Source organism: Nonomuraea sp. NPDC049758, assembly GCF_040674635.1.
Lineage (GTDB): Bacteria > Actinomycetota > Actinomycetes > Streptosporangiales > Streptosporangiaceae > Nonomuraea.
Genome location: NZ_JBFAMZ010000001.1, coordinates 769,691 through 794,639 on the forward strand (window position 1 = coordinate 769,691; position 24,949 = coordinate 794,639).

At 70.6% G+C, this 24,949-nt stretch carries 28 protein-coding genes; 12 read left to right on the forward strand and 16 right to left on the reverse strand.

Going from position 1 to position 24,949, the window contains the following annotated elements; translation table 11 throughout:
* Positions 1-38: 38 nt before the first annotated feature.
* The gene (locus AB0J46_RS03550) at positions 39-662 is read right to left on the reverse strand and encodes a DUF5941 domain-containing protein (protein WP_364325840.1); all 624 of its coding nucleotides are present in this window, start codon (positions 660-662) and stop codon (positions 39-41) included.
* Between the two features lie 55 nt (positions 663-717).
* Complete coding sequence (locus tag AB0J46_RS03555; protein ID WP_364325843.1) at positions 718-2,133, reverse strand: CDP-alcohol phosphatidyltransferase family protein; 1,416 nt, start codon at positions 2,131-2,133, stop codon at positions 718-720.
* 91 nt (positions 2,134-2,224) lie between these two features.
* Between AB0J46_RS03555 and AB0J46_RS03560 the strand changes: the two genes are divergently transcribed.
* Positions 2,225-2,959 carry an IspD/TarI family cytidylyltransferase gene (locus AB0J46_RS03560; protein ID WP_364325846.1) on the forward strand — a complete coding sequence of 245 codons (735 nt, stop codon included), beginning with the start codon at positions 2,225-2,227 and terminating at the stop codon, positions 2,957-2,959.
* 69 nt (positions 2,960-3,028) lie between these two features.
* The gene (locus AB0J46_RS03565; protein WP_364325849.1) at positions 3,029-4,762 is read left to right on the forward strand and encodes a CDP-glycerol glycerophosphotransferase family protein; all 1,734 of its coding nucleotides are present in this window, start codon (positions 3,029-3,031) and stop codon (positions 4,760-4,762) included.
* Here the strand turns inward: AB0J46_RS03565 and AB0J46_RS03570 are convergent, their stop codons facing one another.
* Positions 4,763-5,779 (reverse strand): glycosyltransferase family 2 protein, encoded by a 1,017-nt coding sequence (locus tag AB0J46_RS03570; protein WP_352349181.1) that lies wholly within the window; start codon positions 5,777-5,779, stop codon positions 4,763-4,765.
* Positions 5,780-5,861: 82 nt separating this feature from the next.
* On the opposite strand from AB0J46_RS03570, the gene AB0J46_RS03575 reads away from it, so the two are divergent.
* From AB0J46_RS03575 to AB0J46_RS03595, 5 genes are all read left to right on the forward strand, one after another.
* Entirely contained in the window at positions 5,862-7,304 is a 1,443-nt protein-coding gene (locus tag AB0J46_RS03575; protein WP_364325852.1) for an LCP family protein, read from the forward strand.
* 34 nt (positions 7,305-7,338) lie between these two features.
* A complete protein-coding gene (locus tag AB0J46_RS03580) occupies positions 7,339-7,686 on the forward strand; it encodes an STAS domain-containing protein (protein WP_364325855.1) in 348 nt (115 codons plus the stop codon).
* A gap of 109 nt (positions 7,687-7,795) precedes the next feature.
* Positions 7,796-8,626 (forward strand): GNAT family N-acetyltransferase, encoded by an 831-nt coding sequence (locus tag AB0J46_RS03585; RefSeq protein ID WP_364325858.1) that lies wholly within the window; start codon positions 7,796-7,798, stop codon positions 8,624-8,626.
* Positions 8,623-9,462, forward strand: a complete 840-nt coding sequence (locus tag AB0J46_RS03590) for an LLM class flavin-dependent oxidoreductase (protein WP_364325860.1) — start codon at positions 8,623-8,625, stop codon at positions 9,460-9,462. The genes AB0J46_RS03585 and AB0J46_RS03590 overlap by 4 nt, the downstream gene beginning before the upstream one ends.
* 151 nt (positions 9,463-9,613) lie before the next feature.
* Entirely contained in the window at positions 9,614-10,306 is a 693-nt protein-coding gene (locus AB0J46_RS03595) for a DUF4097 family beta strand repeat-containing protein (protein WP_364325863.1), read from the forward strand.
* A gap of 33 nt (positions 10,307-10,339) precedes the next feature.
* Here the strand turns inward: AB0J46_RS03595 and AB0J46_RS03600 are convergent, their stop codons facing one another.
* Positions 10,340-10,987, reverse strand: a complete 648-nt coding sequence (locus tag AB0J46_RS03600; protein WP_364325866.1) for a hypothetical protein — start codon at positions 10,985-10,987, stop codon at positions 10,340-10,342.
* Between the two features lie 488 nt (positions 10,988-11,475).
* Here AB0J46_RS03600 and AB0J46_RS03605 point away from each other — a divergent pair, with 488 nt between their 5' ends.
* The 3 genes from AB0J46_RS03605 to AB0J46_RS03615 all read left to right on the forward strand — a co-directional run bounded on the left by AB0J46_RS03605 (position 11,476) and on the right by AB0J46_RS03615 (position 12,897).
* Positions 11,476-11,712: a hypothetical protein gene (locus tag AB0J46_RS03605; RefSeq protein WP_352321601.1), complete on the forward strand. Its 237-nt coding sequence runs from the start codon at positions 11,476-11,478 to the stop codon at positions 11,710-11,712.
* Positions 11,713-12,039: 327 nt separating this feature from the next.
* On the forward strand, positions 12,040-12,498 hold the full coding sequence (locus tag AB0J46_RS03610) for a hypothetical protein (RefSeq protein ID WP_364325869.1): 459 nt from the start codon (positions 12,040-12,042) through the stop codon (positions 12,496-12,498).
* A 63-nt stretch (positions 12,499-12,561) separates the two neighbouring features.
* Entirely contained in the window at positions 12,562-12,897 is a 336-nt protein-coding gene (locus tag AB0J46_RS03615; RefSeq protein ID WP_364325872.1) for a GNAT family N-acetyltransferase, read from the forward strand.
* A 144-nt stretch (positions 12,898-13,041) separates the two neighbouring features.
* On the opposite strand, the gene AB0J46_RS03620 is transcribed toward AB0J46_RS03615, so the two are convergent.
* The 4 genes from AB0J46_RS03620 to AB0J46_RS03635 form a co-directional block, all read right to left on the reverse strand.
* Entirely contained in the window at positions 13,042-13,668 is a 627-nt protein-coding gene (locus AB0J46_RS03620; protein ID WP_364325875.1) for a DUF4240 domain-containing protein, read from the reverse strand.
* A gap of 77 nt (positions 13,669-13,745) precedes the next feature.
* A complete protein-coding gene (locus tag AB0J46_RS03625; protein WP_364326164.1) occupies positions 13,746-14,399 on the reverse strand; it encodes a DNA alkylation repair protein in 654 nt (217 codons plus the stop codon).
* A 466-nt stretch (positions 14,400-14,865) separates the two neighbouring features.
* On the reverse strand, positions 14,866-15,279 hold the full coding sequence (locus AB0J46_RS03630) for a hypothetical protein (RefSeq protein WP_364325878.1): 414 nt from the start codon (positions 15,277-15,279) through the stop codon (positions 14,866-14,868).
* A gap of 99 nt (positions 15,280-15,378) precedes the next feature.
* Positions 15,379-16,542 (reverse strand): acyl-CoA dehydrogenase family protein, encoded by a 1,164-nt coding sequence (locus AB0J46_RS03635; protein ID WP_352361802.1) that lies wholly within the window; start codon positions 16,540-16,542, stop codon positions 15,379-15,381.
* Positions 16,543-16,665: 123 nt separating this feature from the next.
* On the opposite strand from AB0J46_RS03635, the gene AB0J46_RS03640 reads away from it, so the two are divergent.
* The gene (locus AB0J46_RS03640) at positions 16,666-17,979 is read left to right on the forward strand and encodes a UDP-glucose/GDP-mannose dehydrogenase family protein (RefSeq protein ID WP_364325882.1); all 1,314 of its coding nucleotides are present in this window, start codon (positions 16,666-16,668) and stop codon (positions 17,977-17,979) included.
* A gap of 100 nt (positions 17,980-18,079) precedes the next feature.
* On the opposite strand, the gene purE is transcribed toward AB0J46_RS03640, so the two are convergent.
* The 3 genes from purE to AB0J46_RS03655 form a co-directional block, all read right to left on the reverse strand.
* The gene (gene purE, locus AB0J46_RS03645; protein WP_364326167.1) at positions 18,080-18,556 is read right to left on the reverse strand and encodes a 5-(carboxyamino)imidazole ribonucleotide mutase; all 477 of its coding nucleotides are present in this window, start codon (positions 18,554-18,556) and stop codon (positions 18,080-18,082) included.
* 20 nt (positions 18,557-18,576) lie between these two features.
* Positions 18,577-19,725: a 5-(carboxyamino)imidazole ribonucleotide synthase gene (locus AB0J46_RS03650; protein ID WP_364325885.1), complete on the reverse strand. Its 1,149-nt coding sequence runs from the start codon at positions 19,723-19,725 to the stop codon at positions 18,577-18,579.
* Positions 19,726-19,804: 79 nt separating this feature from the next.
* A complete protein-coding gene (locus AB0J46_RS03655; RefSeq protein WP_364325888.1) occupies positions 19,805-20,578 on the reverse strand; it encodes a hypothetical protein in 774 nt (257 codons plus the stop codon).
* Positions 20,579-20,805: 227 nt separating this feature from the next.
* On the opposite strand from AB0J46_RS03655, the gene AB0J46_RS03660 reads away from it, so the two are divergent.
* Entirely contained in the window at positions 20,806-21,282 is a 477-nt protein-coding gene (locus tag AB0J46_RS03660; protein WP_352321617.1) for a GtrA family protein, read from the forward strand.
* Here the strand turns inward: AB0J46_RS03660 and AB0J46_RS03665 are convergent.
* The 5 genes from AB0J46_RS03665 to AB0J46_RS03685 form a co-directional block, all read right to left on the reverse strand.
* A complete protein-coding gene (locus tag AB0J46_RS03665; protein WP_352361812.1) occupies positions 21,266-22,543 on the reverse strand; it encodes an ATP-binding protein in 1,278 nt (425 codons plus the stop codon). The two genes, AB0J46_RS03660 and AB0J46_RS03665, sit on opposite strands and share 17 nt — an antisense overlap.
* A 4-nt stretch (positions 22,544-22,547) precedes the next feature.
* Positions 22,548-23,216: a response regulator transcription factor gene (locus tag AB0J46_RS03670; protein ID WP_043620820.1), complete on the reverse strand. Its 669-nt coding sequence runs from the start codon at positions 23,214-23,216 to the stop codon at positions 22,548-22,550.
* Positions 23,217-23,483: 267 nt separating this feature from the next.
* The gene (locus tag AB0J46_RS03675; RefSeq protein WP_364325892.1) at positions 23,484-24,023 is read right to left on the reverse strand and encodes a hypothetical protein; all 540 of its coding nucleotides are present in this window, start codon (positions 24,021-24,023) and stop codon (positions 23,484-23,486) included.
* Positions 24,024-24,160: 137 nt separating this feature from the next.
* Entirely contained in the window at positions 24,161-24,646 is a 486-nt protein-coding gene (gene bfr, locus AB0J46_RS03680) for a bacterioferritin (protein ID WP_352361818.1), read from the reverse strand.
* A gap of 25 nt (positions 24,647-24,671) precedes the next feature.
* Positions 24,672-24,848: a (2Fe-2S)-binding protein gene (locus tag AB0J46_RS03685; protein WP_125632481.1), complete on the reverse strand. Its 177-nt coding sequence runs from the start codon at positions 24,846-24,848 to the stop codon at positions 24,672-24,674.
* Positions 24,849-24,949 lie beyond the last annotated feature (101 nt).

Below are 24,949 nucleotides of genomic sequence, written 5' to 3' on the forward strand. Positions count from 1 at the left end.
GGTTAGTTGCCTTTGGCCCCTTCGCGGGTAATCCGGCGTTAGTCTTGCGTTCCCATCTCGCTCGCCTCGACGCCCGATCGGGGCGCGGCCAGCCAGCACGTGACACTCTCCCAGCCGAACAGCGCCCAGAGGTAGAGGGTCAGCAGCACGTAGCCCGCGGTCATCCAGCCGGCCAGGGCGGCCAGCGAGACCGCCATCATCCGGCCGTCCCAGCCGAGGCCGAGCGTCGAGAGCCAGGCCGGCGGGTAGACGCGCTGGCGCAGCCGGTAGACCAGGTCGTAGTGGTGGAAGGCGAGCGCGCCGAGCAGCAGGAAGGTCAGCACCGGCGGCAGCCCGTGGGCGAAGCCGCAGGCGGCGACGAAGCTGTACTCGATGAGCCGCAGGATCGGCGGCACCAGCCAGTCGAAGCGGCCGTCGTGCGGGTGGGTGCTGCCCGGCCCGGCCAGCAGCAGCGTCACGGCGGGCGCGAACACCGCGAGCCCGTCGGACCCGGCCACGCCGATCAGCAGCAGCACGCCGGTGACGAACGTGCCGGCGATCACCGGCGGCAGCGGCGGGAGCTGCCCGGCCACGAGCAGGCCCATCGCGCGCGAGAGCGGCCCGTCGTCGCGGTAGGCGACGACCTTGCTCTCTGGCACGGGGGTCATGTGCACGGAGATCACGCTGCCCACCTCCCGATCCGGCGAACCGCCGCCGCCTCGCCCGCCCCGGCGACCCTCACCGGGCCGACCTCGCGAGGCGTCCGGCGAGCTGGTAGAGGGCGGCGACCCCGCCCCAGCACAGCAGGGACACGAACGTCACCCTGGCGTCCCACACGGCGGCGGTGACGGCGATCAGCACCGTCCGCTCGCCGATGGGCAGCACGACGATCTTCCTGAGCCAGCGGGCGAGCGAGTCGCGCTCCAGCCGCTGGGCGAGCCCGAGCATCCCGTGGGCGTGCCGCGCGTCGGCCGGCTCCAGCAGCGACCGGGCGGGCCTGGCCCACAGGGCGCCGACGCGGCCCGCGTCGGCCAGCGCCCCGGCGTAGGAGTAGTCGATGGTGTGGCGGACGACCTGCGTGATCATCGCGGCGGCGGCCAGGTACCAGATCGTGGTCCCGCCGTGGCCGAAGGCGAGCCCGACGTAGACCAGGTACTCCTTGAGCCGGTCGGCCATGCCGTCGGCCCAGGCGCCGAGCGGGGAGAACGTGCGGGTGTAGCGGGCGAGCTGCCCGTCGAGGCAGTCGAGCGCGAACGACATCACGAACAGCGCGCCCCCGGCCGCCCGCCCCGCCTGGGTGCCGGCCGAGAACCAGACGGCGGCCAGCGCGGCCAGGCCGATCGAGACGCCGGTGACGGCGTTGGGGGTCAGCTTGAGGCGGACGGCCGGCCTGATCAGGTGGCGCGACCAGGTGGAGACGAAGAAGGTGGCGAAGAAGCCGTCGTCCTCCTTGACCGAGGTGTCGAGCCGGACCCTGGCCTCGTCGACCTCGGCGAGCCTGGTCAGGGCGCTGTCGGCGGCGTGCTGGCCGGTCACGCGGTCGGCGTGCAGCGGGCCGATCGAGGCGGCGCGCACCCGTACGCCGGCCCTGACCAGGCCCACCAGCAGCAGGTCGACCGCCTCGACGGGGGTGACCGGGCCGAGCTTGCCCAGATCGGCCAGCTCGGCCAGCTCCTCGGCGATGTCGGCCAGGGACGCCAGGTCGGCCTCGCCGGTCTGGAGCACGCCCCTGAAGGTGGCGTTGGCCTCCGGGACGGTGTGGAACGAGCTGCCGGCGGCGACCACCCTGCCGGCCTCGACGCGTACGGGCGGCCGCATCGGGGCGGCGGCGTCGTCGTGGGAGACCAGCGCCCCGGTGTCGCGCGCGGGATGTTCGAGCAGCAGCGCGAGCGCCTCGGTGTGGGCGACGAGGTCGGCGGGGAGCACCACGACCGTGCCCGAGGAGACCCGGGCGATCTTGGCCACCCCGCGCAGGTCGGCCCCGAGCCCGCCACCGGGGGTCACCACCTGGACGTCACGGACGGGAAGCGCGGCGAACTGGTCGCTCAGCCGGTCGAGGAGCGTGCCGTCGGCGCAGGAGAGCCGGCACGCCGGGGTCGTGGCGAGCAGCACCACCGAGGTGGTCGTGCCCTCGCGGGTGAGTGAGTCGGGCAAAGCGCAGGTCTCCTCCCGGTAGGGAGTGCGTGGACACAGCGTAGCGACAGGGGCGCGCGATATCACGGAACAGGACCGTTACGCTGCCGACATGGATGCAGCGCGGCGGTCGGTCGGAGTGCTCCTCGCGGGAGGCGTGGGGCAGCGGGTCGGACATGAGATACCCAAACAGCTCATCGAAGTAGCCGGGCGGACGATTCTGGAGCACTCCATCGCGGTGTTCGAGCGGGCGCCGGAGATCGACGAGATCGTGGTGCTGATGACGCCCGGCTTCACCGACCGGGTGAAGGAGATCGTGGCGAACGGCGGCCACCGCAAGGTCACCCGGATCGTGGAGGGCGGCCGGAGCCGTACGGAGAGCACGTGGCGGGCGTTGCGGGCGCTGGGCACGCAGGAGTGCGACGTGCTGCTGCACGACGCCGTACGGCCCCTTCTGGAGCCGCGGATCATCACCGAGTGCGTGGCGGCGCTGCGTACCCACCGGGCCGTCAACGTGGCGATCCCGAGCTCCGACACGGTCCTGGTGGCCGTGCCCGGCCCGGACGGCGAGGTGATCGGCGAGGTCCTCGACCGCTCGCGGCTGCGCCGCAGCCAGACGCCGCAGTGCTTCCGGCTCTCGGTGATCCGCGAGGCGTACGAGCGGGCCATGGCCGACCCGGGCTTCGCCGAACGCCCGGCCACCGACGACTGCGGCGTGGTGCTGCGCTACCTGCCCGAGGTGCCCATCCACCTGGTCCCCGGCAGCGAGCGCAACATCAAGGTCACCCATCCGGACGACCTGCGGATCGCCGAGCAGCTCTTCGCGATCAGGGGGTCCATCTCCTGACGTGTCCGGGCATGTCGTAGACGTTCGCGTGGAAGGCCCTTGACCTGCGGGTTGTTACCGTGCGGTCGCATGAGAAGACTGCTGGCGATCGGCGCGCTGCTCGGCTGCTACCCCGTCCTGCTGGCCTCGGCGCTGTGGCCGGCGCCGCTGCTGTTCGGGCTGGTCGCCGTGGTCTCCTACGCCGTCGAGTTCGCCGCGGCACGCCTGGCCGGCGGGCTGACCGAGCTGCTCAGCCGGATGCACCTGGGGACCACGCTGCGGTTCGCGGCCCGGGAGACGGCCGCGCTGCTGCTGGTGGCGCGGGTGTCGGGGGCCGCCTCGCCGTGGTTCGTGGCGCTGGCCGCCGGGCTGTTCGCGCTGCACGGCGCGCGGGCCGCGCACTCGGGGCTGGCCATCCGCCTGCGGCAGACGCTCAGCAGCATGCCGGTGACCACCCGCAACCTCGACGTGTCCGCGCTGCGCATCCCCAAGATGCCGCCCCCGTTCCTGGGCGCCCACCGCGGCCTGCGCTTCCTCGGGCTCGACGCCCTGCCGGTGCTCGGCGCGACCTTCGGCGCGGCGGCCGGGGCGGCCGGCGCGGGCGTGGCGCTGCTGCTCGGCGTGGCGGGCGTGCTGGCGCTCCTGCCGTACGTGCGCCGCACCCGGCCGCTCGGCGACCGGGCGAGGGTGCTGGAGGTCGTGGGCGAGCAGGTCAGGGCCTACGACCCGGAGGTCATCCTGTACTTCTCCGGCGCGACGGCCGCCGCCTACCAGGCCAGGATGTGGCTGCCCACCCTCGAACGCATCAACCGGCGGGCGATCGTCGTGCTGCGCGAGCGCGGCATGGCCAGGCACCTGGAGTCGACCACGCTGCCGATGGTCTGCATCCCGTCCTCGGCCGACCTGATGAGCTTCCGCGCCCTGTTCAGCGCCAGGCTCTGCCTGTACGTCTCCAACGTCGGCCGCAACGTCCACATGCTGCGCATCCCGACGCTGCGCAGCGTGTTCCTCAACCACGGCGACAGCGACAAGGAGGCGTCGTTCAACCCGTTCTCCCGGGTGTACGACGAGGTGTGGGTGGCCGGGCCGGCCGGTCGCGACCGCTACCGGCGCGCCCGCGTGGGCGTCCGGGACGAGAGCATCCACGAGGTCGGCCGGCCGCAGCTCGAAGGCATCTCGACCGAGGGCCCGAAGCTGCCGTACCGGACCGTCCTGTACGCCCCCACCTGGGAGGGCTGGAACGACGACCTGTTCCACACGTCGCTGATCACCATGGGCCCGCGCATCGTGCGCGCCCTGCTGGACCACGACCCGCAGCTGCGGATCATCTACAAGCCGCATCCGCTGACCGGCCACCGTGACAAGAGCGCCGCGCGGGCGCACCGCAGGATCGTGTCGATGATCGAGGCGGCCGAGCTGGCCAGGTCGAAGGCCAGGCATCCGTCGAGCCCCGGCGGGGCGCCGGAGATCAGGCACCTGATCGTCACCGGCGAGAGCCCGCACCTGTACGACTGCTTCAACGAGTGCGACCTGCTGATCAGCGACATCTCCAGCGTCGTGGCCGACTTCCTGGCCAGTGAGAAGCCGTACGCCGTGACGAACGTCGCGGGGCTGCCCGAGCGCGCCTTCCACGAGCGCTACCCGAGCACCGAGGCGGGGGTGCTCCTCGGCGAGGACCTCGCGGCCCTCGCCGGTTTCCTGGACGGTGAGGACACCCTGGCCCGAGCCAGGATCAAGCTCAGGAGCTACCTGCTCGGGCCGGAGTACCCGGACGCGCTGACCCGCTTCGACGCGGCCGTCGAGCGGGTCTTCTCGGGCTCGTGATCAGCGTGGCGGCCTGGACAACCTCCGCGGGCTGGTGAGGAAGCCCCATCCCCACGAGACGTGCATGGCGGCGTAGACGAGCGGCAGCCGCAGCTTGACCGCGCCCGGCAGCCCGCTGCCGGTGACCGCCGAGCCGGCCACGATGGCCAGCGCGTAGCCCCCCGGGACGACGAGCGTCAGCGGGAAGAACGGCGACAGCACCAGCCCCAGCGCCATGGCCAGCACCGCGGCGGGCGGCGCCAGGTAACGCAGGTTGATCGTGCCCTCGTGGGTGCGCGCGACCACGCGCCGCCAGCGGCCGTAGTGGAAGTACTGCTTGGCCAGCGCCTTGACGTTGGGCCGCGGACGGTAGGTGACCCGCATGCGCGGCTGGAACCAGACCAGCCCGCCGGTCTGGCGGATGCGGTGGTTCATCTCCCAGTCCTGGGCCCGCTGGAAGTGCTCGTCGTAGCCGCCGACCCGGTCGAGCGCCGAGCGGCGGAACACGCCGAGGTAGACGGTGTCGGCCGGGCCCGCGGTGCCGCCCACGTGGAAGGCCGCGGCGCCGACGCCGATCTTGGAGGTCATGGCGCAGGCCACGGCCTGCTCGAACGGTGTGACGCCCTCGGCCGCCATGACGCCGCCCACGTTGTCGGCACCGGTCTCGGCCAGCGTCTCGACGGCGACGCGCAGGTAGTCGGAGGGCAGCATGGCGTGCCCGTCGACCCTGGCGATGATGCCGTTGCGTGCGGCGGCGATGGCGGCGTTGAGCGCGTTGGGCGTGCGACCGGTCGGGTTGGGCACCACGGTCACCCGGCGGTCGGCCGCCGCGATGGCGTCGGCGACCTCCTGGGTGCGGTCTTGGGACGGACCCACGGCGAGGACGACCTCGATCTCACCGGGGTAGCTCTGGGCGAGGACCTGGTCGACGGCCTCGCGAAGGTGCCGCTCCTCGTTGAGGACCGGCATGACGACGGAGATGGGGGGCCAGCCGCGCGTCTCCGCGGGCGCGTGCGGCGAGTCGGGGAACTGCTTCATGGCGGGGCTCACGCTACTGTACGACCAGGGGAGAAGGGCAATCGAAAGCCCCGGTGTCCCCGGCGGATCCGAGGAGGAGGGCATGCGCGAAGCGGGCGAGGAGGACGGCGGCGTGCTGGTGGGCGGCGACGCCTACGGCGGCGTCAGGCTCACTCCTGCCACCCGTCCACGCAGGCCCGTGCGGAGCGCCAAGGCCCGCCGCCGCAACGTGATCGTCGCCGGCCTGCTGTCCACGGGCATCCTGGTCACCACCGGCGTGGTGTGGGCGACCCCGCGCCAGATCGGCACGGTCGACGCGGGCGTGACCGCCCCCAAGTCCCAGGGGGCCGAGAACATCCTGCTGGTCGGCGTCGACAAGCGCGACGACCTGACCCGGCAGCAGCAGAACCAGCTCAAGCTGGGCCGCGAGTCCGGCCAGCGCACCGACACGATGATGGTCATCCACCTGTCGGAGGACCACCAGCGCGTCACCGTGGTGAGCCTGCCGCGCGACACCTGGACGACGATCCCCGGCAAGGGCGACCACAAGATCAACTCGGCCTACCAGTTCGGCGGGCCGAAGCTCACCATGCAGACCGTCAGGGCCGCCACCGGGCTGGAGATCAACCGCTACATCGAGGTGAACATCCTCGGGTTCATCGACGTGGTCGACTCGCTCGGCGGCGTCACCGTCTGCACGCCCATCCCGATCAACGACCCCAAGACCGGCCTCAACCTGCTCGCCGGCACCCACCAGCTCCAGGGCGCCCAGGCGCTCGGCTACGCCCGCACCCGCGCCACCGCCCGTTCCGACCTCGACCGCATCGACCGGCAGCAGCAGGTCATCTCCGCGCTGCTCAACCGGGCGCTGAGCGCCGACACGCTGGCCAACCCGGCCAAGCTCGCCGCGTTCGTCAACTCCACGCTGAGCACGGTGAAGGTCGACCCCGACGACGGGCTGATCGGGCTGGCCACCCAGCTGCGCGACGTGTCGCTGGAGGACGTCCGCTTCGCCGACGTGCCGCTCGCGAACGTCGACTTCAAGGCCCCGACCGGCGAGTCGGCGGTGTTGTGGGACCGTCCGGCGGCCCGCGACATGTTCCGCCGCATCGACGCCGACCAGGACCTCGCCAAGCCCGTGCCGACCAAGACGGCCACGCCGTCGCCGGCCAAGACCGTGGTCCCGCCGGAGAGCGTCACCGTCAAGGTCATGAACGGCACGCTCATCACGGGGCTGGGGGCGCGCACCAAGTCGGCGCTGGTGGCCTCCGGGTTCAAGGTGCCCGGCGAGCCGGGCAACACCGGCAAGAAGGACCACAAGCAGACTCTCGTGCGTTACGCCGCGGGCCAGGAGGCGGCCGCGCGCCTGGTGGCGTCCGTCATCCCGGGCGCGGAGCTGAAGCAGGCCGACGTCGAGGGCGTCGAGGTGATCGCCGGCAGCGACCAGCCGAAGATCAAGAAGCTCAAGCAGCCCGACACCCCGGCGAGCAAGCCGAGCTCCACGCCGACGACCAAGACCGCCATGGAGAACATCTGCAAGAAATAGGCATAACCGGGTAAAGCCAGGGCACGTGATTGGCATGGTGGTCAAGTCATGGCGGGAGGACCCCTGTACCGTCCTGCACGTCGTCGGCGATCTCGACGTGGCGGGCGCTCCTCGGCTTCGCGCCGAGCTCGATGAGGCGCTGGCGGCGGCTGATCCGCTCAACCTGGTGATGGACCTGACCGAGGTGCCCTTCTGCGACTCGGTGGGCCTCGGCGTCCTGGTGGCGACGCTCAGTCACGTCCAGGACATGAGAGGACGCATGATCCTCGTCCTCGGGCCCGGCATGATCCGTCACCTGCTCACGATCACCAACCTCGACCGGCACTTCGAGACCAGCGCCTCGCTCGGCGAGGCCCGTGCCGCCCTCGATCCGGCCGCCTGACCGCGTCCGGCCGGGATCATGGACGTGATGTCATTGAGGGCACATCTCCCCGGAGCCGCCGGCTCGTAGGCTCGCGGGAAGATCCCTCTCACGTCCGGAGGCCCGCACGTTGTTCGATGAGTTCCCCGAGCCTGCCCGCTCCCAGCTCGCCGCCGCCTTCGCCGAGGGCAGGACCCGGCCGGAGTGGTGTTTCACGGAAGGGCGGGCCCGCCTGGCGTTCTGGGCCCCCTTCGCGGGCGCGGACCCGGTGATCGTCTGGCAGTTCGAGCCCGGCCCCGACCCCGCGGCGGCGGCCGCGCTGCTGCGCCGCGGCCTGCGCGAGACGGGGCTGGGGAAGATCATGCACGACATCTCGCTCCCGCCCGGCCTGACCCCGGTCGTGGACCGCGCGGTGGAGCACGATGCACTGACCGAGGCCGGGTTCGTCATGGAGGTCGAACGGCTGACGCTCGCCTGGACCGCCGGCACCGACGTGCCGCCGGATCCGGGCCGGCTGACCTACCGGCCGGCCCGCGACCTGCGTCCCGACGAGGTGCTCGCCCTGCTCATGCGCATCTCCGAGGGCTCGCTCGACCACGACACGCAGGTCGAGCTGGCCTCCGCGGGCGCCGCGCAGGAGGCCCGCTGGATGTACGACGACCTGGTCAACCGCAAGGCCAAGCCCGACTGGTTCGTCGTCGGCCACCTCGGCGACGCGCCCGTCGGCCTGGTCGCGCCCGACGACCACTCCATCGCCTACATCGGCGTGGTGCCCGAGCACCGCGGCCGCGGCTACGTCGACGACCTGCTCGCGCACGGCACCCGCACGCTGGCCGAGGCCGGCGTCCGGCGCATCGTCGCCGGGACCGACGTGGGCAACACGCCTACCGCGAACGCCTTCCTGCGTGCCGGATACTCGGAGGTCGGCCGGCTGTTCCGCTACTACTGGAGGGCTTCGTGAGACTTGGTGTGATGTTCGACCGGGATCTGCCGCCCGAGGAGCTGATCCCGTTCGCCCGGGCGCTCGACGAGACCGCCGTCGACGACCTGTGGGTGGTGGAGGACCTGGGCTGGACCGGCGGCGTCTCGGCGGCGGCCACCGCGCTGGCCGTCACGTCCCGGCTGCGCGTCGGCATCGGCATCACCCCCGCGCCGCTGCGCAACCCGATGCTGCTGGCGATGGAGATCGGCAACCTGGCACGGATGCATCCCGGCCGGCTGGCCGCCGGCATCGGGCACGGCGTGCAGGAATGGATGCGCCAGGTCGGCGCGGCCGTGCCGTCGCCGCTCGCCCTGCTGGAGGAGACGATCACGGCCGTACGCGCCCTGCTGCGCGGCGAGACGGTCACCCTGCACGGCAAGGCGGTGCACCTCGACGGCGTGTCGCTGGTGCATCCGCCGGCCGTGCCGCCGCCCGTCCTGGCGGGCGTGAAGGGGCCGCGCTCGCTGGCGCTGTCGGGACGCGTCGCGCAGGGGACGATCGTGCCGGAGGGCGTCGGCCCGGCGCAGCTGCCCGGCATCGTCGAGCGGATCGCCGGGGGCGACGACCACGAGCTGGGCGTCTTCACCTTCCTGCACATCGGCGAGGAGGCGGACCGGCTCGCCCATCCGGTGGTCCTGGACCAGGCGGCCTACCTGGGGGTGTCGCCGCACGACGTCGTCATGGCGGCCGGGACCCCTGAGCAGGCGGCGGAGCAGGTCAGGAGCATGTGGGCGGCGGGTGCGGGGACGGTGGTCGTCCGGCCGCTGGGACGCGATCCCCTGCCGCACGTGCACGCCCTGCTGTCGGCGCTGTAGCCCACCGGCGTCGGGGCCGCGGTCCCCCGGCGCGTTGGCGTCGGGGCCGTGGTTCCTATGGCCGAATGGCGGAGGGGCATCGGTCGAACGGCCGATGGGACTTCGCCGCCGCTTCGCCACGATCGTTTCCATGAGGCTTTTGCTGGTAATCGTGGCAATTCTGGCAGTCACCGGGTGCAGCGTGCGCTTCGACAGCGATGAGGTGCCCGCCGTCCGGACGTTCCCGTTCACGGGAGCCGAACTGAAGATCTCGTCGTCGCTGGGCGGGGTGCGGGTGCTGCCCGCCACCAGCCCGGCCGTCGAGGTGCGGCGCTGGACGCGTGGCAAGGCGTCCACCAGCCCCTCCTGGTCGCTGCGCGACGGCGTGCTGCGGCTCAGCGCCGACTGCACGCTCATCGTCGGCGACTGCGGCGCGCGCTACCACGTGATGGTCCCGGCCGGAGTGCGGCTGACGATCGACTCCCCCGACGGCGTCATCCTGAACGGCCTCACCCAGGACGTCGACGTCTCCAGCGGCGACCGCATCGAGGTGAAGAACACCTCGGGCAAGCTGCGCCTGCTGAGCGACTCCGGCACGATCGAGGGTGACGGGCTGCGGTCGTCCAGCGTGCACGGACGCACCCTGGACGGCTCGATCTCCCTGGCCTTCGCCGCGCCGCCCGCCGACCTGGATCTGAAGTCGCGCGAGGGCGGCGTGACCGTCCGGGTGCCGAAGGACTCCTACCAGGTGAAGGTCGAGAGCCAGGACGGCTCCGAGCACTCCGACATCAAGAGCACGAAGTCCAGCTCCAGGAGCATCCTCGTCCGCAGCACGTACGGGAACGTACGCGTCCTGACCCGCTGACCACCCTCCGGCCGCGCCGGCGTCTCGGAGGCGTCAGCCGACCTCCGCCTCCTGCCGCGCCTCCACCGTCCGCACGGACGTCTCCGCCTGCCGCACGGCCTTCCAGAAGTACGTCGAGCTGGGCTTGCCCGCCTCGGCGTACTTCTCGGCCAGCGCCCTGGCCATCACCACCAGCCGGCGTCCGCGGAGCTGGAAGCCCGCCGCCTCCGGCACCGCGCCGAGCGCCCGGTGGTTCCAGTACGTGGCCAGCCGCCGCCAGTGCTCGGCCTCCTTCCCACCCGCGCCGCACGCCTCGCAGGCCAGCAGGACGGCCAGCTCGTGGGCGGCCCTGGCGTCACCCCTCTCCGCCGACCGCAGCCGGAACATGCCCAGACGTCCCCAATGCAGCGGCACCCGCAGCTCCGTGGGGGAGGGCCGCCAGGACGACTGCTCGCCGGGCGCGGGCTCCAGGACGTCCCCGCCGGTCCGGGCGGCGGCCGGCGACCCGTTCCGGCGTCGCGCGGCCTCCCCCGCCTCCGCCTTGGCGGCCTGCCACAGGGCGCTGAACTCGGCGGTCAGCTCCGCCACGGACTCAATGGGCATGCCGGACTTCACCGCGATCACCTGACACACCTCGACGATGGTCCGCATCAGCAGGAAATCCGGCACTTTCTGCGACCTGCCGTTCAGCAGGTCGGACACGGTCGACTTCGGCAACGGCCGGCGCCATCTGTTTCGTTCGGGCTCTTCGGCCAAAAGGGCGAGCGCGACTTTCTCAATCCGTTTCAGCGACGGGTTTCCGCATTCGATTTCACGCAATCTGTTCAGACGTGTCACGAGCACAGCAAGGTGATCTTCGCCTTGACCGACATCCTTCATGAGCCGCCCCGGTTCGGACACCTTTGTCCTGTTTAAGAGTGGAAGTGGCATTTCGAGAAGACGGGCAGGCGCCACCCTCTCGTTGCGTTGAGATAAGCAGCCATAGTGCCATAAGTCGGTCTTGTCAGGGTGCCAGGCGCATCACACACATCCGCCCCTTCAGCCCTTCTCGGCCGAATCCATCCGATGCCGTCCGAATACGTCCGAGGCAAGCGCGATCATGGCCGGAACGATCAATTGCGCGGACGCGCCCCCGAGTCCCGCTGGTACTCCTACGTCAACGAACAAGCCCGTACGGCAAGGGGACATGAATGAGCAAGGCAACCCTCATCTGGTCGGCGGTCAGCGGCGCCCTGCTCGCGCTGCTCGTCGGTGTCGTCGCCGGCCTGCTCGCCACCGGGAACGGCAGCACGGTCGCGGGCGCCATCATGGCGGGCGCGACGGCCTCCGGCGGCTTCGCGGCGCTCTGGATCACCGGCACCTCGGCCGTGCACACCTGGCTGAACTCCCAAAAACCCGAGACACCCTCGCAGGACACCAGCGACTGACCCCGCCCCGGCACGTCCCGCAACCGCACACCCCGCACCCCGGCACGTCTCGCGCCCGCACACCCCCGGCCCCGCACCCGCGCCCGCATCCGCACCCGCACCCGCACCCGCACGGACGGCGAACGCACCGAGGACCGGTCGGAGACCCCGCACCGGTCCCACACTTCCCCCCTGACCGCACCTTTCCCGGACCGCACCTCCCAGACCCGCACCTCCCCCGAGCCCGTTCCGCACCTGCCCGTTCCGGCCCTGCCCGCGGGCGGCGGCGGGTTACGCTGGCGACCGTCCTGCACCCATTTGTCGCGAAGGCAGCACCCGGAGGCGCCCATGGCGATGCCCAGGAAGGGCTCGCGGCTCATCACGGTCGACGGCACCGCCTTCCGCTGGCGGGTCAGCCACAGACCCGCCTTCGGCGACGGCAGTTCCGCGGCCCCGCTCACCTTCGTCGTCGAACGCGACGAGGATCCCGGCCGCGTCCTGCTCGTGTCACTCCCCTGCGCCCGGCCGGACAACTGGCGGGGAGCCCGGACGATCGCGATCCGCCCGCCGCTCGTCGCCGCATGCGTCCGCCGCGCACTCGAAAGAGGCTGGGCCTCCGCGCGACCGGGCCCCCGCTTCACCCTCGCCGTCACCGAGGACGAACTGACCGAACTCCTGGGCGGCCCACCCGCCTACCTGGTCCCCTTCCTCTGGGGCATGATCCCGGAAGGCGGCACCATCAGAGATCTCCCCCGCGCCAGGCAGATCTGGAGCCGCGAAAGCGCCGACACCGACCGCACGCCGTAACCCGGCCCCCTCCGGCGGCAAATCCCGTTGCCCGTCCCCACCGTCGGCGGGCAGCGTCGGAACATGGTCGAACTACGCATCCTGGAGTCCGACGACTGGCCGCTCTGGCGCGAACCACGGCTGGCCGCGCTCGCCGACGCCGGCCCAGCCTTCGGTTCCACGCTGGCCGACCGGCAGGGCGACGGCGACCGCGAGGAACGCTGGCGGGCCCGCCTGACGATGCGCGGCTCGCACAACGTCGTCGCCTTCCTCGACGGACGCCCGGCCGGGATGGCCGGCGGCGTCCCGACCGAGACGGCGGACAGCGTCGAGCTGGTGTCCATGTGGGTGAGCCCATCCGCCCGCGGCCGGGGAGTCGGGGACCGCCTGATCCGCGAGATCGAAAGATGGGCCAGGTGACGAGGGGACCCTGCGACTTTCCGTCAAAGCCGGCAACGCCCCGGCCATCGCGCTTTACACGCGTCACGACTTCCGGGACTCCGAAGAACTCTCCGCCCTGGACCCACACGGATCCCGGGTGCTGACGAAACTCCTCCTCGCCCTTCACAATCCTCGATGACGAGCTATGCGCGGCAGCCGCCGCACAAATTCCCGCGGGTCGTCGAAATCCCATTGCTCGCCGTCCGGGACGCCGCCGAGCGCCGGAATCAAAGGGAAGCCACTGAAAACGCCGCGCCCATGAACGGCCTCGTACAACGCCGCGGAATCTGAGCCGGTGATCCTCTCGTAGGCTTCAAGTGCGACGTAGGCCAGCAGCTCGAATTCCGGCCACGCCTCCTCATGACGACGCTGTATGCCCCGCGAGCGGGCCCTCTTCGAGCCGGCATATTCCCTTTTGAGATCCAGGTAACGCAACACCTGAGGCAGTTCGATGAGCGAGTCGGGGCAGTCGGCGACCCTCTCGAACGACTCTCGCCCGAGGCTGATGAGCCAGCTCACGAAGTATTCGAAACCGTCCAGCGAACCGCTGCTGAACACGAACCAATGGGCGGCGTACAGATCCATGGTGCAACCGCGCGCCTGAACGCCCGTCCACAGGCACTGATAGTCGATCAGCTCTTCCGGAGAACGGCCGGAAAGCTCCTCCAGCAGCCACGCGAGCCGCGCGTCCTTCGTCTCGGCCGCCCGGCCGGACCGCTCGATCAGTTCCCAGAAGCCGTCGATGTCCATGGCCCGCCATGCTGACATCGCAGGCGAAGCACCGTAAGACCACCTGAGCCCCCGAAACCGGACACCAGGCCCACCCTCTAGTGAGCCGCCCCGCCCTGCTCCCGGCGTACCATCTCGGCGATCCACACCGGCGCGAACGGCGAGGTGCATCCCGGGGACGTCGGATAGTCCTTGAGCACCTCCAGCCGCTCACCGATGCCGATCGCGCGGGCGCGGTGCTCGGCGTGCTCGATCCCGATGTGCGCCAGGCAGTTGTTCATCTCCCACTGCAGACGGTCGGGAGCGTCCTTCATCTCCGCCTCGATGACGTCGAGCAGCCCCACCAGGTCGAGCCCCTCAGGCTTCTTCGCCACGCGCTCGACGGTCAACGCCCACCCGGCGCTCGCGACCAGCGGATCGGGATCGGCCGACCAGGCCACCCGCAGCTCCTCGGCGTACGGGCTCTTCTTCACCACGTAGTTCACGAGCCAGTCATGCACCTTGGGCGTACGCGCCTGGCGCACCATCATGTCCAGCTCGTCCCGCTCGAACGCCTTCGGACGGCAGACCAGCATCGCCAGCAGCCTCGCCGCGGTGTCGCCCGTCTCCCAGAGGCCACGCGCGAGTTCCTGCTGCGTCTTCAGCCGCTTGGCGAGGGCGCGCAGCTTGCCGAGGTTCACGCCGTGATCGTCGCCGTGTCTCTCGTTCACCTCGCGCGCCTTGGGATCCTCCAGCGCGGCCAGCTCGGCCATCACCTCGGTCAACGTCACCCGGCCACCTCCTCAGAAGCAGCTCCAGCCTAAACGCGTCGTGACGTACCTTGGTCTGTCTCCGTGACCGAGCGGACAGAGGCTCCATGGAACAGGACTTCGAGGTGGGACGGCATCACTCAGCGGTCGATTTACAAGGACCATCTGCTCGAAGAGCCGACGTCAACGTCGTGCACCGGCTGACCGCCCGCGGCGCCTGGCGCCCTGGTCACCGAGCACCAGCTACGCCTTCCCGACCTGGAACCTCTGACCGAGCAACGTCACCCGGCCTGCTGGTTCGCCGTCCCCGGCATGTACGGCGGCTTCAGCTACCGGCTGGAGCGAACCCAGCTGACCGTGGAAAGCTGCTGCCACATCATCGACGAACACGGCCCCCGCCTCGCCGCCGAAGGCTTCGTCCGACCGACACGAAATCGCCGCAGCTCACGGCGACCCCGAAAAAGACTCCTCAGTCATCGAAGCCGGCGATCCACTCACCGATGAACTTCGATGCCTCCTCGGCTGTGACGACATCACCCCTGAAGGCGGCCCCGAGGCTGTCGACAAGCAATTCTGGCGAAACAGGTTCCCCGGCGACGACCAAGTAACACGAAAGTCCCTCGCTCATTTGACATGACATCGAGGAGACGAACGCATCGCGACGGTACCTGTTGCAGAGCAACAGCAGATTCCGCCGCTCCAGCTCTGCTCTCAGCTGCCGCAAACCGTCTTCGAAGTCGACCGACGAGAGAACCCTGACCGGCGAAACGCCTGCGCCATTCAACCGCAGCTCGTACGTCTCGCCATCGGTCCACGTCATCACCTGGCAGCGCAAAAGAGATTCGTCCACCAGGTCGACCAGTGCGAGCTCGTGCATGCTCACCTCGGCACGTTCGAGCGGAGTCGTCCGACGATCCCCACGGCCTCCCCCGCGAAAACCCGGGACCGCACCCCGCGGTCTCGGGTTCTGCAGGTCGGACGCCTACTTGAGGAGCTGGCGGGCCATCACCATGCGCTGGATCTGGTTGGTGCCCTCGTAGATCTGGGTGATCTTGGCGTCGCGCATCATGCGTTCCACCGGGAAGTCCTTCGTGTACCCGTACCCGCCCAGAAGCTGGACCGCGTCCGTGGTGATCTCCATGGCGGCGTCCGAGGCGGCGCACTTGGCGGCGCTCGACAGGAACGTCAGGTCCTTCTGCGGCCGGCCGTGCATCGCCAGCTCGCTCTTGGCCGCCGCGCGGTACGTCAGCTGCCTGGCCGCCTCCAGCTTCATCGCCATGTCGGCGATCATGAACTGGAGCCCCTGGAAGTCGCCGATCGGGCGGCCGAACTGCTTGCGTTCCTTGACGTAGCCGATCGCGTAGTCGAGGGCGCCCTGGGCGATGCCGAGCGCCTGGGCGGCGATGGTGACGCGGGTGTGGTCGAGGGTGGCGAGGGCCGTCTTGAAGCCGGTGCCGGGCTCGCCGATCATGCGGGACGCCGGGATGCGGACGTTCTCCAGGATCACCTGGCGGGTCGGCGAGGCCTTGATGCCGAGCTTCTTCTCCTTCGGCCCGAAGGAGACGCCTTCGTCGGACTTCTCCACCACGAAGGCGGAGATACCCCGGGCGCCGGCGGACGGGTCCGTCACGGCCATCAGGGTGTAGTACTCGGAGACGCCGGCGTTGGTGATCCACATCTTGGTGCCGTTGAGCACGTAGTGGTCGCCGTCGAGGACCGCGCGGGTCTTCATGGCGGCGGCGTCGGAGCCCGCCTCCGGCTCGGACAGCGCGTACGAGAACATGGCCTCGCCCCTCGCCACCGGCGCCAGGTAACGCTGCTTGAGCTCCTCGGACGCCGAGAGCAGCAGCGGCACGGTGCCCAGCTTGTTCACGGCCGGGATGAGCGAGGACGACGCGCAGGCCCGCGCGACCTCCTCGATGACGATCACCGCGGCCAGCGCGTCCGCCCCGGCGCCCCCGTACTCCTCGGGAACGTGCACGGCGTGCAGGTCGGCGGCGACGAGGGCCTTGTAGACGTCCCAGGGGAACTCTTCGGACTCGTCGGCCGCCGCGGCCTGCGGCGCAATCTTCTCGTCGGCCAGGGCGCGGACCGTCTCCCTGAGCATGTCGTGCTCTTCGGCGGGCGCATAGAGAGGGAAGCTCATGCATAGATACTAGGACGTCCGAGCACTTTGTTACCAGCTAGTACGGTTTGCGAACAGACGGAGGTGGCACGAAGGAGGTAGCGAAGGCCGGTAGCATGCCTGGCGATCGAAAGGAGCTCGCTCGTGCCATATCGCCTCACGGTGATCGGGACCGGATACCTGGGCATCACGCATGCGTCCTGCATGGCGGATCTCGGATTCGAAGTCCTTGGCCTCGACATTGACGCGGACAAGATCCGCCGGCTGAACGACGGTGAGCTCCCCATCCACGAGCCCGGGCTGGAACCCGTGCTCCGCCGTGGGCTCGACTCCGGACGCCTTCGCTTCACCAGCTCCTACGAAGAGGTCGCCGCCTTCGGCGACGTGCACTTCGTCTGCGTCGGCACACCGCAGAAGAAGGGCGAGTACGCCGCGGACGTGTCGTACATGGACAGCGCCATCGAGTCGCTCGCGCCGCTTCTCGACCGCGAGTGCCTGGTCGTCGGCAAGTCCACCGTGCCGGTCGGCACCGCCGAGCGCATGGCCGACAAGCTCGCCCGCCTGTCGCCGGCGGGCGTCGGCGTCGAGCTGGCGTGGAACCCGGAGTTCCTGCGCGAGGGTTTCGCGGTGGAGGACACCCTCCACCCCGACCGCATCGTGCTCGGCGTGCGCTCGGAGCGGGCCGAGAAGGTGCTGCGCGACGTGTACGCGCCGCTCGGGGACGTCCCGTTCGTGGTGACCGACTTCGCGACGTCGGAGCTGGTCAAGACGGCGGCCAACGCCTTCCTCGCCACCAAGATCTCCTTCATCAACGCCATGGCCGAGGTCTGCGAGGCCGCGCACGCCGACGTCAAGCAGCTGTCCGAGGCGCTCTCGTACGACGACCGCATCGGCGGGCGCTTCCTCAACGCCGGGCTCGGCTTCGGCGGCGGCTGCCTGCCCAAGGACATCAGGGCCTTCATGGCACGGGCCGGCGAGCTGGGCGCCGACCAGGCGCTGACGTTCCTGCGCGAGGTCGACGCGATCAACATGCGCCGCCGCGCCCGCATGGTCGACCTGGCCAGGGAGCTGGCGGGCGGCTCGTTCCACGGGTGCACGGTCGGCGTGCTGGGCGCGGCCTTCAAGCCGAACTCGGACGACATTCGAGACTCCCCCGCCCTGGACGTCGCCGTGACGATCGGCCACCAGGGCGGACAGGTCACCGTCTACGACCCGATCGCGCTCGACAACGCTCGTAAGGCTCACCCGGAGCTGAACTACGGCGAGTCGGCCGTCGAGGCGGTCCGCGGGGCGCACGTGGTGCTGCTGCTGACGGAGTGGAAAGAGTTCCTGGAGCTCGATCCGGAGGAGCTGGGCGCGGTGGTCGCGACCCGGCGCATCGTCGACGGCCGCAACGCGCTCAACTCCGAGGTGTGGCGCTCGGCCGGCTGGCACTACCGGGCGCTCGGCCGCCCGTAACCCCGCCGCGGCACCTCTCCGAACGCCCGGGACCCCTCACCACGGGGAACCGGGCGCCCGGGAAGTCCGATCTGCCCCTGAACGGCCCTGAGTTGCCTGCTCAGAGCTCCGCGGCCTCGGCGCGCAGCTTCTCACCCTTGGCGTACGCCTGCTCCTTGAGACGCCCCTGGAACTCCTCCATGCGCTCGCGCAGCCCGGCGTCGGACGCCCCGAGGATGCGGACGGCCAGCAGCCCCGCGTTGCGCGCGCCCCCGACCGCCACCGTGGCCACCGGCACCCCGGCCGGCATCTGGACGATCGACAGCAGGGAGTCCATCCCGTCGAGGTACTTCAGCGGCACCGGCACCCCGATCACCGGCAGCGGCGTCACCGAGGCCAGCATGCCGGGCAGGTGCGCCGCCCCGCCGGCCCCCGCGATGATCACCCGGATGCCGCGCAAGGCCGCCTGCCGGCCGTACTCGATCATCTCGACCGGCATGCGGTGGGCCGAGACGACGTCGGCCTCGAACGGCACCCCGAACTCCGCCACGGCCTCGGCCGCGGCCTTCATCACGGGCCAGTCGGAGTCCGACCCCATGACGATCCCGATTCGCTCTGTCACGTGTACTCCCCGGTCATGAGGTAGACGGCGGCGTGGCGGGCGCGGGCGCGCACCTTGTCAAGGTCGGCGCCCAGGGCCGTGACGTGGCCGATCTTGCGGCCCGGACGCACTTCCTTGCCGTAGAAGTGCAGCTTGATGCCGGGGTCGTGGGCCAGCACGTGCTCGTAGCGCTTGAACAGGTCGGGGTCGTCGCCGCCCAGCAGGTTGGCCATGACGACGACCGGGGCGGTCATCGCGGGCGAGCCGAGCGGCAGGTCGAGCACGGCCCGCAGGTGCTGCTCGAACTGGGACGTGGTGGAACCCTCGATCGTCCAGTGACCGCTGTTGTGGGGGCGCATGGCCAGCTCGTTCACCACGAGGCCGTCGGCGGTCTGGAACAGCTCCACCGCCAGCAGCCCGGTCACGCCCAGCTCGTGGGCGATCTTCAGGCCGATGCGCTGGGCGACGGCGGCCTCCTCGGGGTCCATGCCGGGGGCGGGGGCGATCACCTCGACGCAGATGCCGTCCTGCTGCACGGTCTCCACGACCGGGTAGCTGACGCCCTGCCCGTGGGGCGAGCGGGCCACCAGCACCGCGAGCTCCCGCTCGAACGGCACGAACGCCTCGGCCATCAGCTCGACGCCGGTGGCGAACGCCTCGGCCACGTCGTCGGGGGTGCGGCAGACCCACACGCCGCGCCCGTCGTAGCCGCCGCGCACCGACTTCAGCACGACCGGCCAGCCGTGCTCGTCGGCGAACGCCGCGACGTCCGCCGCCGAGGCGACCCGGGCCCAGGCCGGGCAGGGCGCGCCGATGGCGGTCAGCCGTTCGCGCATGACGGCCTTGTCCTGGGCGTGCACGAGCGCGTCGGCGCCCGGGTGCACGGCGTGGCCGTCGGCGATCAGGGCCCTGATGTGCTCGGTCGGCACGTGCTCGTGGTCGAACGTGATCGCGTCGCAGCCCTGGGCGAACGCCCGCAGGTCGGCCAGGTCGCGGTAGTCTCCGAGCTGGGTGTCGACGATCACTCGTGCGGCGCTCTCCCCGGGGGCGGCGGCCAGCACCCGCAGCTCGACCCCGAGCGCGATGGCCGGCGGCTGCGTCATCCGGGCGAGCTGACCGGCGCCGACGATGCCGACGACCGGCCCGATGGGACTGTAGGAACTCACGTGAGGTGAGCTTACCGGGACGGAACGACTACCTCGCCGTCGTCAACTCACGCGCTCCCGCCGCGGCACCACGCCGTCGTCAACCGGCACGTCCCCGGCGCAGCCCGAGCGTCCTGATCCGGTTGCCCGCGCCGACGAGGCTGGCCGTCACCACCAGATCCGTGCGCCCTCCCTGGTACGTGAGCCGAAGGGCGTCGAACACCAGGACGGAACCGGCGGCCACCGGGATCGCGAGGGTACGCGTGCCGAACAGCTCGACGTCGGCGCGGTTCGCGGTGACGTCCTTGAGCAGCCCGCGCAGCGGATCCCCCGCCGGGAAGCGCACGCCCGCCACCCCGGCCGGGTCGGTGAGGTACGTCAGGTGCCGCTGCGGCACCAGCCGGGCCTGCCTGACCAGCGACGCCGGCACCTCGGCGGCCTGCCGCGCCGGCTCGCCGGGCACCGGGACCGGCCCCGCGCCCAGCCGCCAGCGGCCGTCCTCCAGGAAGAACAGGTAGTACGCGGGCGACGGCTCGCGGGCCAGCGCGGCGAACCAGTCGCCCGCGTCGGGCAGCACGTAGACGGGGTCGGCGGGACGGGCTGGACGGCCGTTCCGGGTCGCCTCGCAGGCACGGCCGTCCAGCGTCCGCTCCGCCCACGTGGTCAGCTCCCGTACGGCGGCGCAGTCCCGCCGCTGCCAGGCCCCGTCGAGCTGCCGGAGCAGCGAGAACGCCTGCTCGGCGGTCGCCGGGTCGACCCGTGGCGCGGCTGCCGGGGCAGGCGTGCGGTCCTCCTGGAGCACCGGGGCGCCGCCGGTCGCGCCACAGCCCGCGGTGAGCAGGGCCAGGACCAACGCGAGCAGTCGAAGCGGCACAGGTGGCTCCCGGGAGGGCGGCCGTCTGGAGCGGCAGGTCCGACATCGCGGGCGGGCCCGCGATCTGAACGGCAGCGTAATGCCGATCTTTCAGAAATGCCGCCCATAAGGCGATATTTCTAGAAGTGGTCTTTGCGGGGTATGTTCGGCCCTCTGACACCGCCCGTACGACATCGCCGGTACGCTGAGGTGGTCAGTCTCGACGAGGGAAAGGACCGAGCGCGGACGTGGAGTTTGCCAAGCGCCTCTACCAGCGGTTCGAGTCCCTGGTTCACGAACTGGCCAAATTCGGGAGCATCGGGGCCGTCGCCTTTCTGCTCGACACGGGTGTCTACAACCTCTTCCTGCTCGGCTTCGAGTGGGGCCCCCTCACCTCCAAGGTGCTCGCCACCACGCTCTCGGCGACCTTCGCCTACCTGGGCAACCGCTTCTGGACCTTCCGCCACCGCGAGCAGAGCGGCCTGGGCCGCGAATACTTCCTGTTCTTCCTGCTCAACGGCGTCGCCCTGCTGTTCGGCCTGCTGGTGATCGGCTTCACCAAGTACACCCTCCACCTGCACGACGGCCTGAGCCTGAACATCGCCAACTTCGCCGGCGTCGGCCTCGGCACGCTGTTCCGCTACTGGTCGTACAAGAAGTGGGTGTTCCTGGAGGCCACCGAGCCGATCCCGGTGGAGCTGCCGGAGATCAGGCAGGACCGCTGACCACGCGGTTCCTGCTGTCCTCCTCGGCCGGGCGCAGGAAGATGGCGAACGTCGCCGGCCGGCGCCGCACCAGTTCCAGCCGTCCGCCGTCGGCGGCGGCCAGCGCGCGGGCGAGGGTGAGCCCGAGGCCGGTGCCTCCGCCGCCGCTGACGTTCCGTTCGAAGATCTTGGGTGCGATCTCGTCGGCGATGCCGGGGCCCTCGTCGGCGACCTCGATCACGATGTAGTTGTCGCCGCAGGTGCTGGTGACGGTGACCGTGCCGCCGCCGTGGCGCAGGGAGTTCTCCAGCAGCGAGGCGATGACCTGGCCGAAGCCGCCGGTGGTGGCCATCGCCTTCAGGCCGCGGGTGCCGTCGAGGTGCAGCGTGCGGCCCGCCTCGCGGAAGACCGGCTCCCACTCGGTGATCTGCTGGATGAGCACCTCGTCGATGGCGACGGGCTCGGCCTGGGCGTGGCGCTGGCGACGGGCCGCCGCGAGCAGCTCGTCGATCACCGCGGTCAGGCGCTCGGCCTGCACGATGGCCGCCTCGCCCTCCTCGCGGACGACCTCCGGCTCGTTCGAGGCGGCGACGATCTCCTCCAGGCGCATGGTCAGGCCGGTCAGGGGCGTGCGGAGCTGATGGGAGGCGTCGGTGGCGAACTCGCGTTCGCGGGTGAGCAGGTCGGAGATGCGGGTGGCGCTGCGGTCGAGCACCTGGGCCACGCGGTCCAGCTCGGGGATGCCGTAGCGGTGCTTGCTCGGCCGCGCGTCGCCCGACCCCAGCCGCTCGGCGATCTTCGCCAGGTCCTGCAGGGGCAGCGTCAGTCTGCGTGACTGTACGACGGCCAGGCTGACGGCCACCGCGAGCGCCGCGACGGCCAGCGCCACGATCAGCAGCAGCCTGGCCCGGACGTCGCGCTCGACCTGATCCCGGTCACGACTTATCCGGACGTAGACACCGGTGTTGGTCTGTGCGTCCTCGGTCATCAGGTGACCCGACGCCGGCGCGGTGCCGACGACGGTCACCCGCAGAGGGGTTCCGCGTTCCCAGATCTGGATGTACCTGCCCGGGTACTTCTGCTCCAGTTGCTGCGGGTCGAGCGGGGTCTCCTGGACCCGGGCGTACTCGACCTCGCCCACGAGACGTTTGGCTTCCGCCCCGAGCTCCTGAGCCGCCTCGTCGACGATCAGACGGCTGACCACGACGCCCAGGGGGACCCCCAGCAACAGGACCGCGATGACCGCGACGACCAGTGTGGAGGAGAGCAGTCGACGGCGCATGCGCCTACTCGCGTTCGAACCGGAAGCCGACTCCCCGGACCGTCGTGATGTATCGGGGCTTGGCGGCATCGTCGCCGAGTTTGCGGCGCAGCCAGGAGATGTGCATGTCGAGGGTCTTGGTCGAACCCCACCAGTTGGTGTCCCACACCTCGCGCATGATCTGCTCCCGGGTGACGACCTTGCCGGCGTCGCGGACCAGGACCCGCAGCAGGTCGAACTCCTTGGTCGTCAGGTGCAGCTCCTTCTCCCCCATCCAGGCGCGGCGGGAGTCGGCGTCGATGCGGACCCCCTGCACGACCGGGGTCTCGGAGGTGCCGCGCCGCAGCAGCGCGCGCACCCGTGCGAGCAGCTCGGCCAGCCGGAACGGCTTGGTCACGTAGTCGTCGGCGCCGGCGTCGAGGCCGACGACGGTGTCCACCTCGTCGACGCGGGCCGTGAGTATCAGAACCGGGGTGCCGTGCCCCTCGGCACGGATCCGGCGGGCGACCTCCAGACCGTCCATCTCTGGCAGCCCGAGGTCGAGAACAATGAGGTCGATGCCGCCCGACAGGGCCCTCTCCAGGGCCTGCGGGCCGTCGGGGCTCACCTCTACCTGATAGCCCTCGCGGCGTAGCGCACGCGCGAGTGGCTCGGAGATCGAGGTGTCATCCTCGGCGAGAAGTACGCAGGTCATGAAGCGATCGTAGGACCTTAGGCGATCGTTTCCCGGGCACAGCGCGCGGTTTGACTTGTCGTTGACCTATCCATTGACCTGGGCAAACGAAGCTAAATAAGGGTTAGTCGTGATTAAATTACCGCGATTATCGAGGGGAAAACACAAAGCGCTCCAGGCTTTCCCATCAGACCACGTACGCCCGCATCCGCGGGACGCGTCGCGCCCGGCGCGGCGCCCGGAGCGTGATACCCCGATCCGGGCGCCGGAATGCCTGGAACGTGCCGTTCAGAGCCAGCTCGACCGGACGGAGCCGGCCGGGCCGCCGGCCGGGGCGGTGCCGAGCTCGCCGGCGCGTACCCGGTCGAGCAGGCGGCGGACCGTGTCGACGATCTCGGGGGCGGTCTCCCGCAGGCTCGCCGCGTCGTCCGCGCCGACCTCGGCGGGATCGACGCCCGACTGCCGCAGCACGCCGTCGAGGTCGGCCAGCCGCTCCCCCAGCCACTTCAGCGGCTCGGCCGACAGGTCCTCGTCGAACACCCGCCGGTCGGGCTCCCAGCCGCTGGAGCCCGGGTGGTGGTGCGTACGGTCGAAGCTGCCCGGCGTGCCGTCGACCGACTCCAGCAGGTCGACCCGCCAGATGAGCTGATCGACGACGATCGGACGGGCCGAGTAGATCGACCCCTTGAGCTCGCCCGGTGCGAGCCTGCGGATCTCCAGGCGCACGCCGTGCTCGGCGCCCTCCTGGTGCTCTCCCGGGTCGGGGTCGACGAAGTACAGGTCGCCGACGGCCACGCCGATGCGCTCGAAGCCGAAGAGATAGAGCATGCAGACCACTCCCTCACAGGTGTCCTGGGCTCGCCTCCCCCAGTATCCGTCAGGCCGCCGCGGGCGGCCCGGGGGCGGCGGGAATGACGACGGCCCCGCTGCCCGGGCGGGCGGCGGGGCCGGAGAGAACGGGGGCTCTAGTCGTCGACGGACTGGGGTTCGGCGTAGCGGGCGAGGTAGAGCTGCTCGCCCAGGCTGCGCATCAGGCCCAGCTCGGTCTCCAGGTAGTCGATGTGCTCCTCCTCGTCCTCGAGGATGTCCTCGAAGATGCGGGCGGAGGTGATGTCGCCCTTCTCCCTCATCAGCTGGATCGCCGGGCGCAGCCGTTCGACCACTGCCAGCTCGACCTCCAGGTCGGCCTTGAGCTGCTCCTCGACGGTCTGGCCGATGTGCAGCGTGCCGAGGCGCTGGTAGTTGGGCAGCCCTTCGAGGAACAGGATGCGGTCGGTCAGCCGTTCGGCGTGGCGCATCTCCTCGAAGGACTCGTCGCGCGTGTGCTTGGCCAGCTTGGTGTATCCCCAGTTCTCCTGCATCTTCGCGTGCAGGAAGTACTGGTTGATCGCCGTGAGCTCGGCGGTCAGCTGTTCGTTGAGGAGTTCGATGATCTGCTTGTCGCCCTGCATGAACGGGCCCCTCGTCACGGTGCGGCTATGCGGTCGTCAGTTCTTCAGACTGCTTCAGGATCGCACAGATCTTCCGTACACAACGGGCACAGTCCCCACCGGCCCCAGTGGTGTCGCGAATCTGTTTCGCGCTCTTCGCCCCGGAGGCGATGCAGTCGTGGACCTCGTTCTCGGTCACGGCACGACAAATGCATACATACATCCGGGGACAGGCCTCTCAAGCGAGCATGAAGGGGACGCCTTTAGGTTAGGCACACCTAAGATAGCTCACTTCGGTAAGGCTTGCCTATGTTAGAGGCGTCA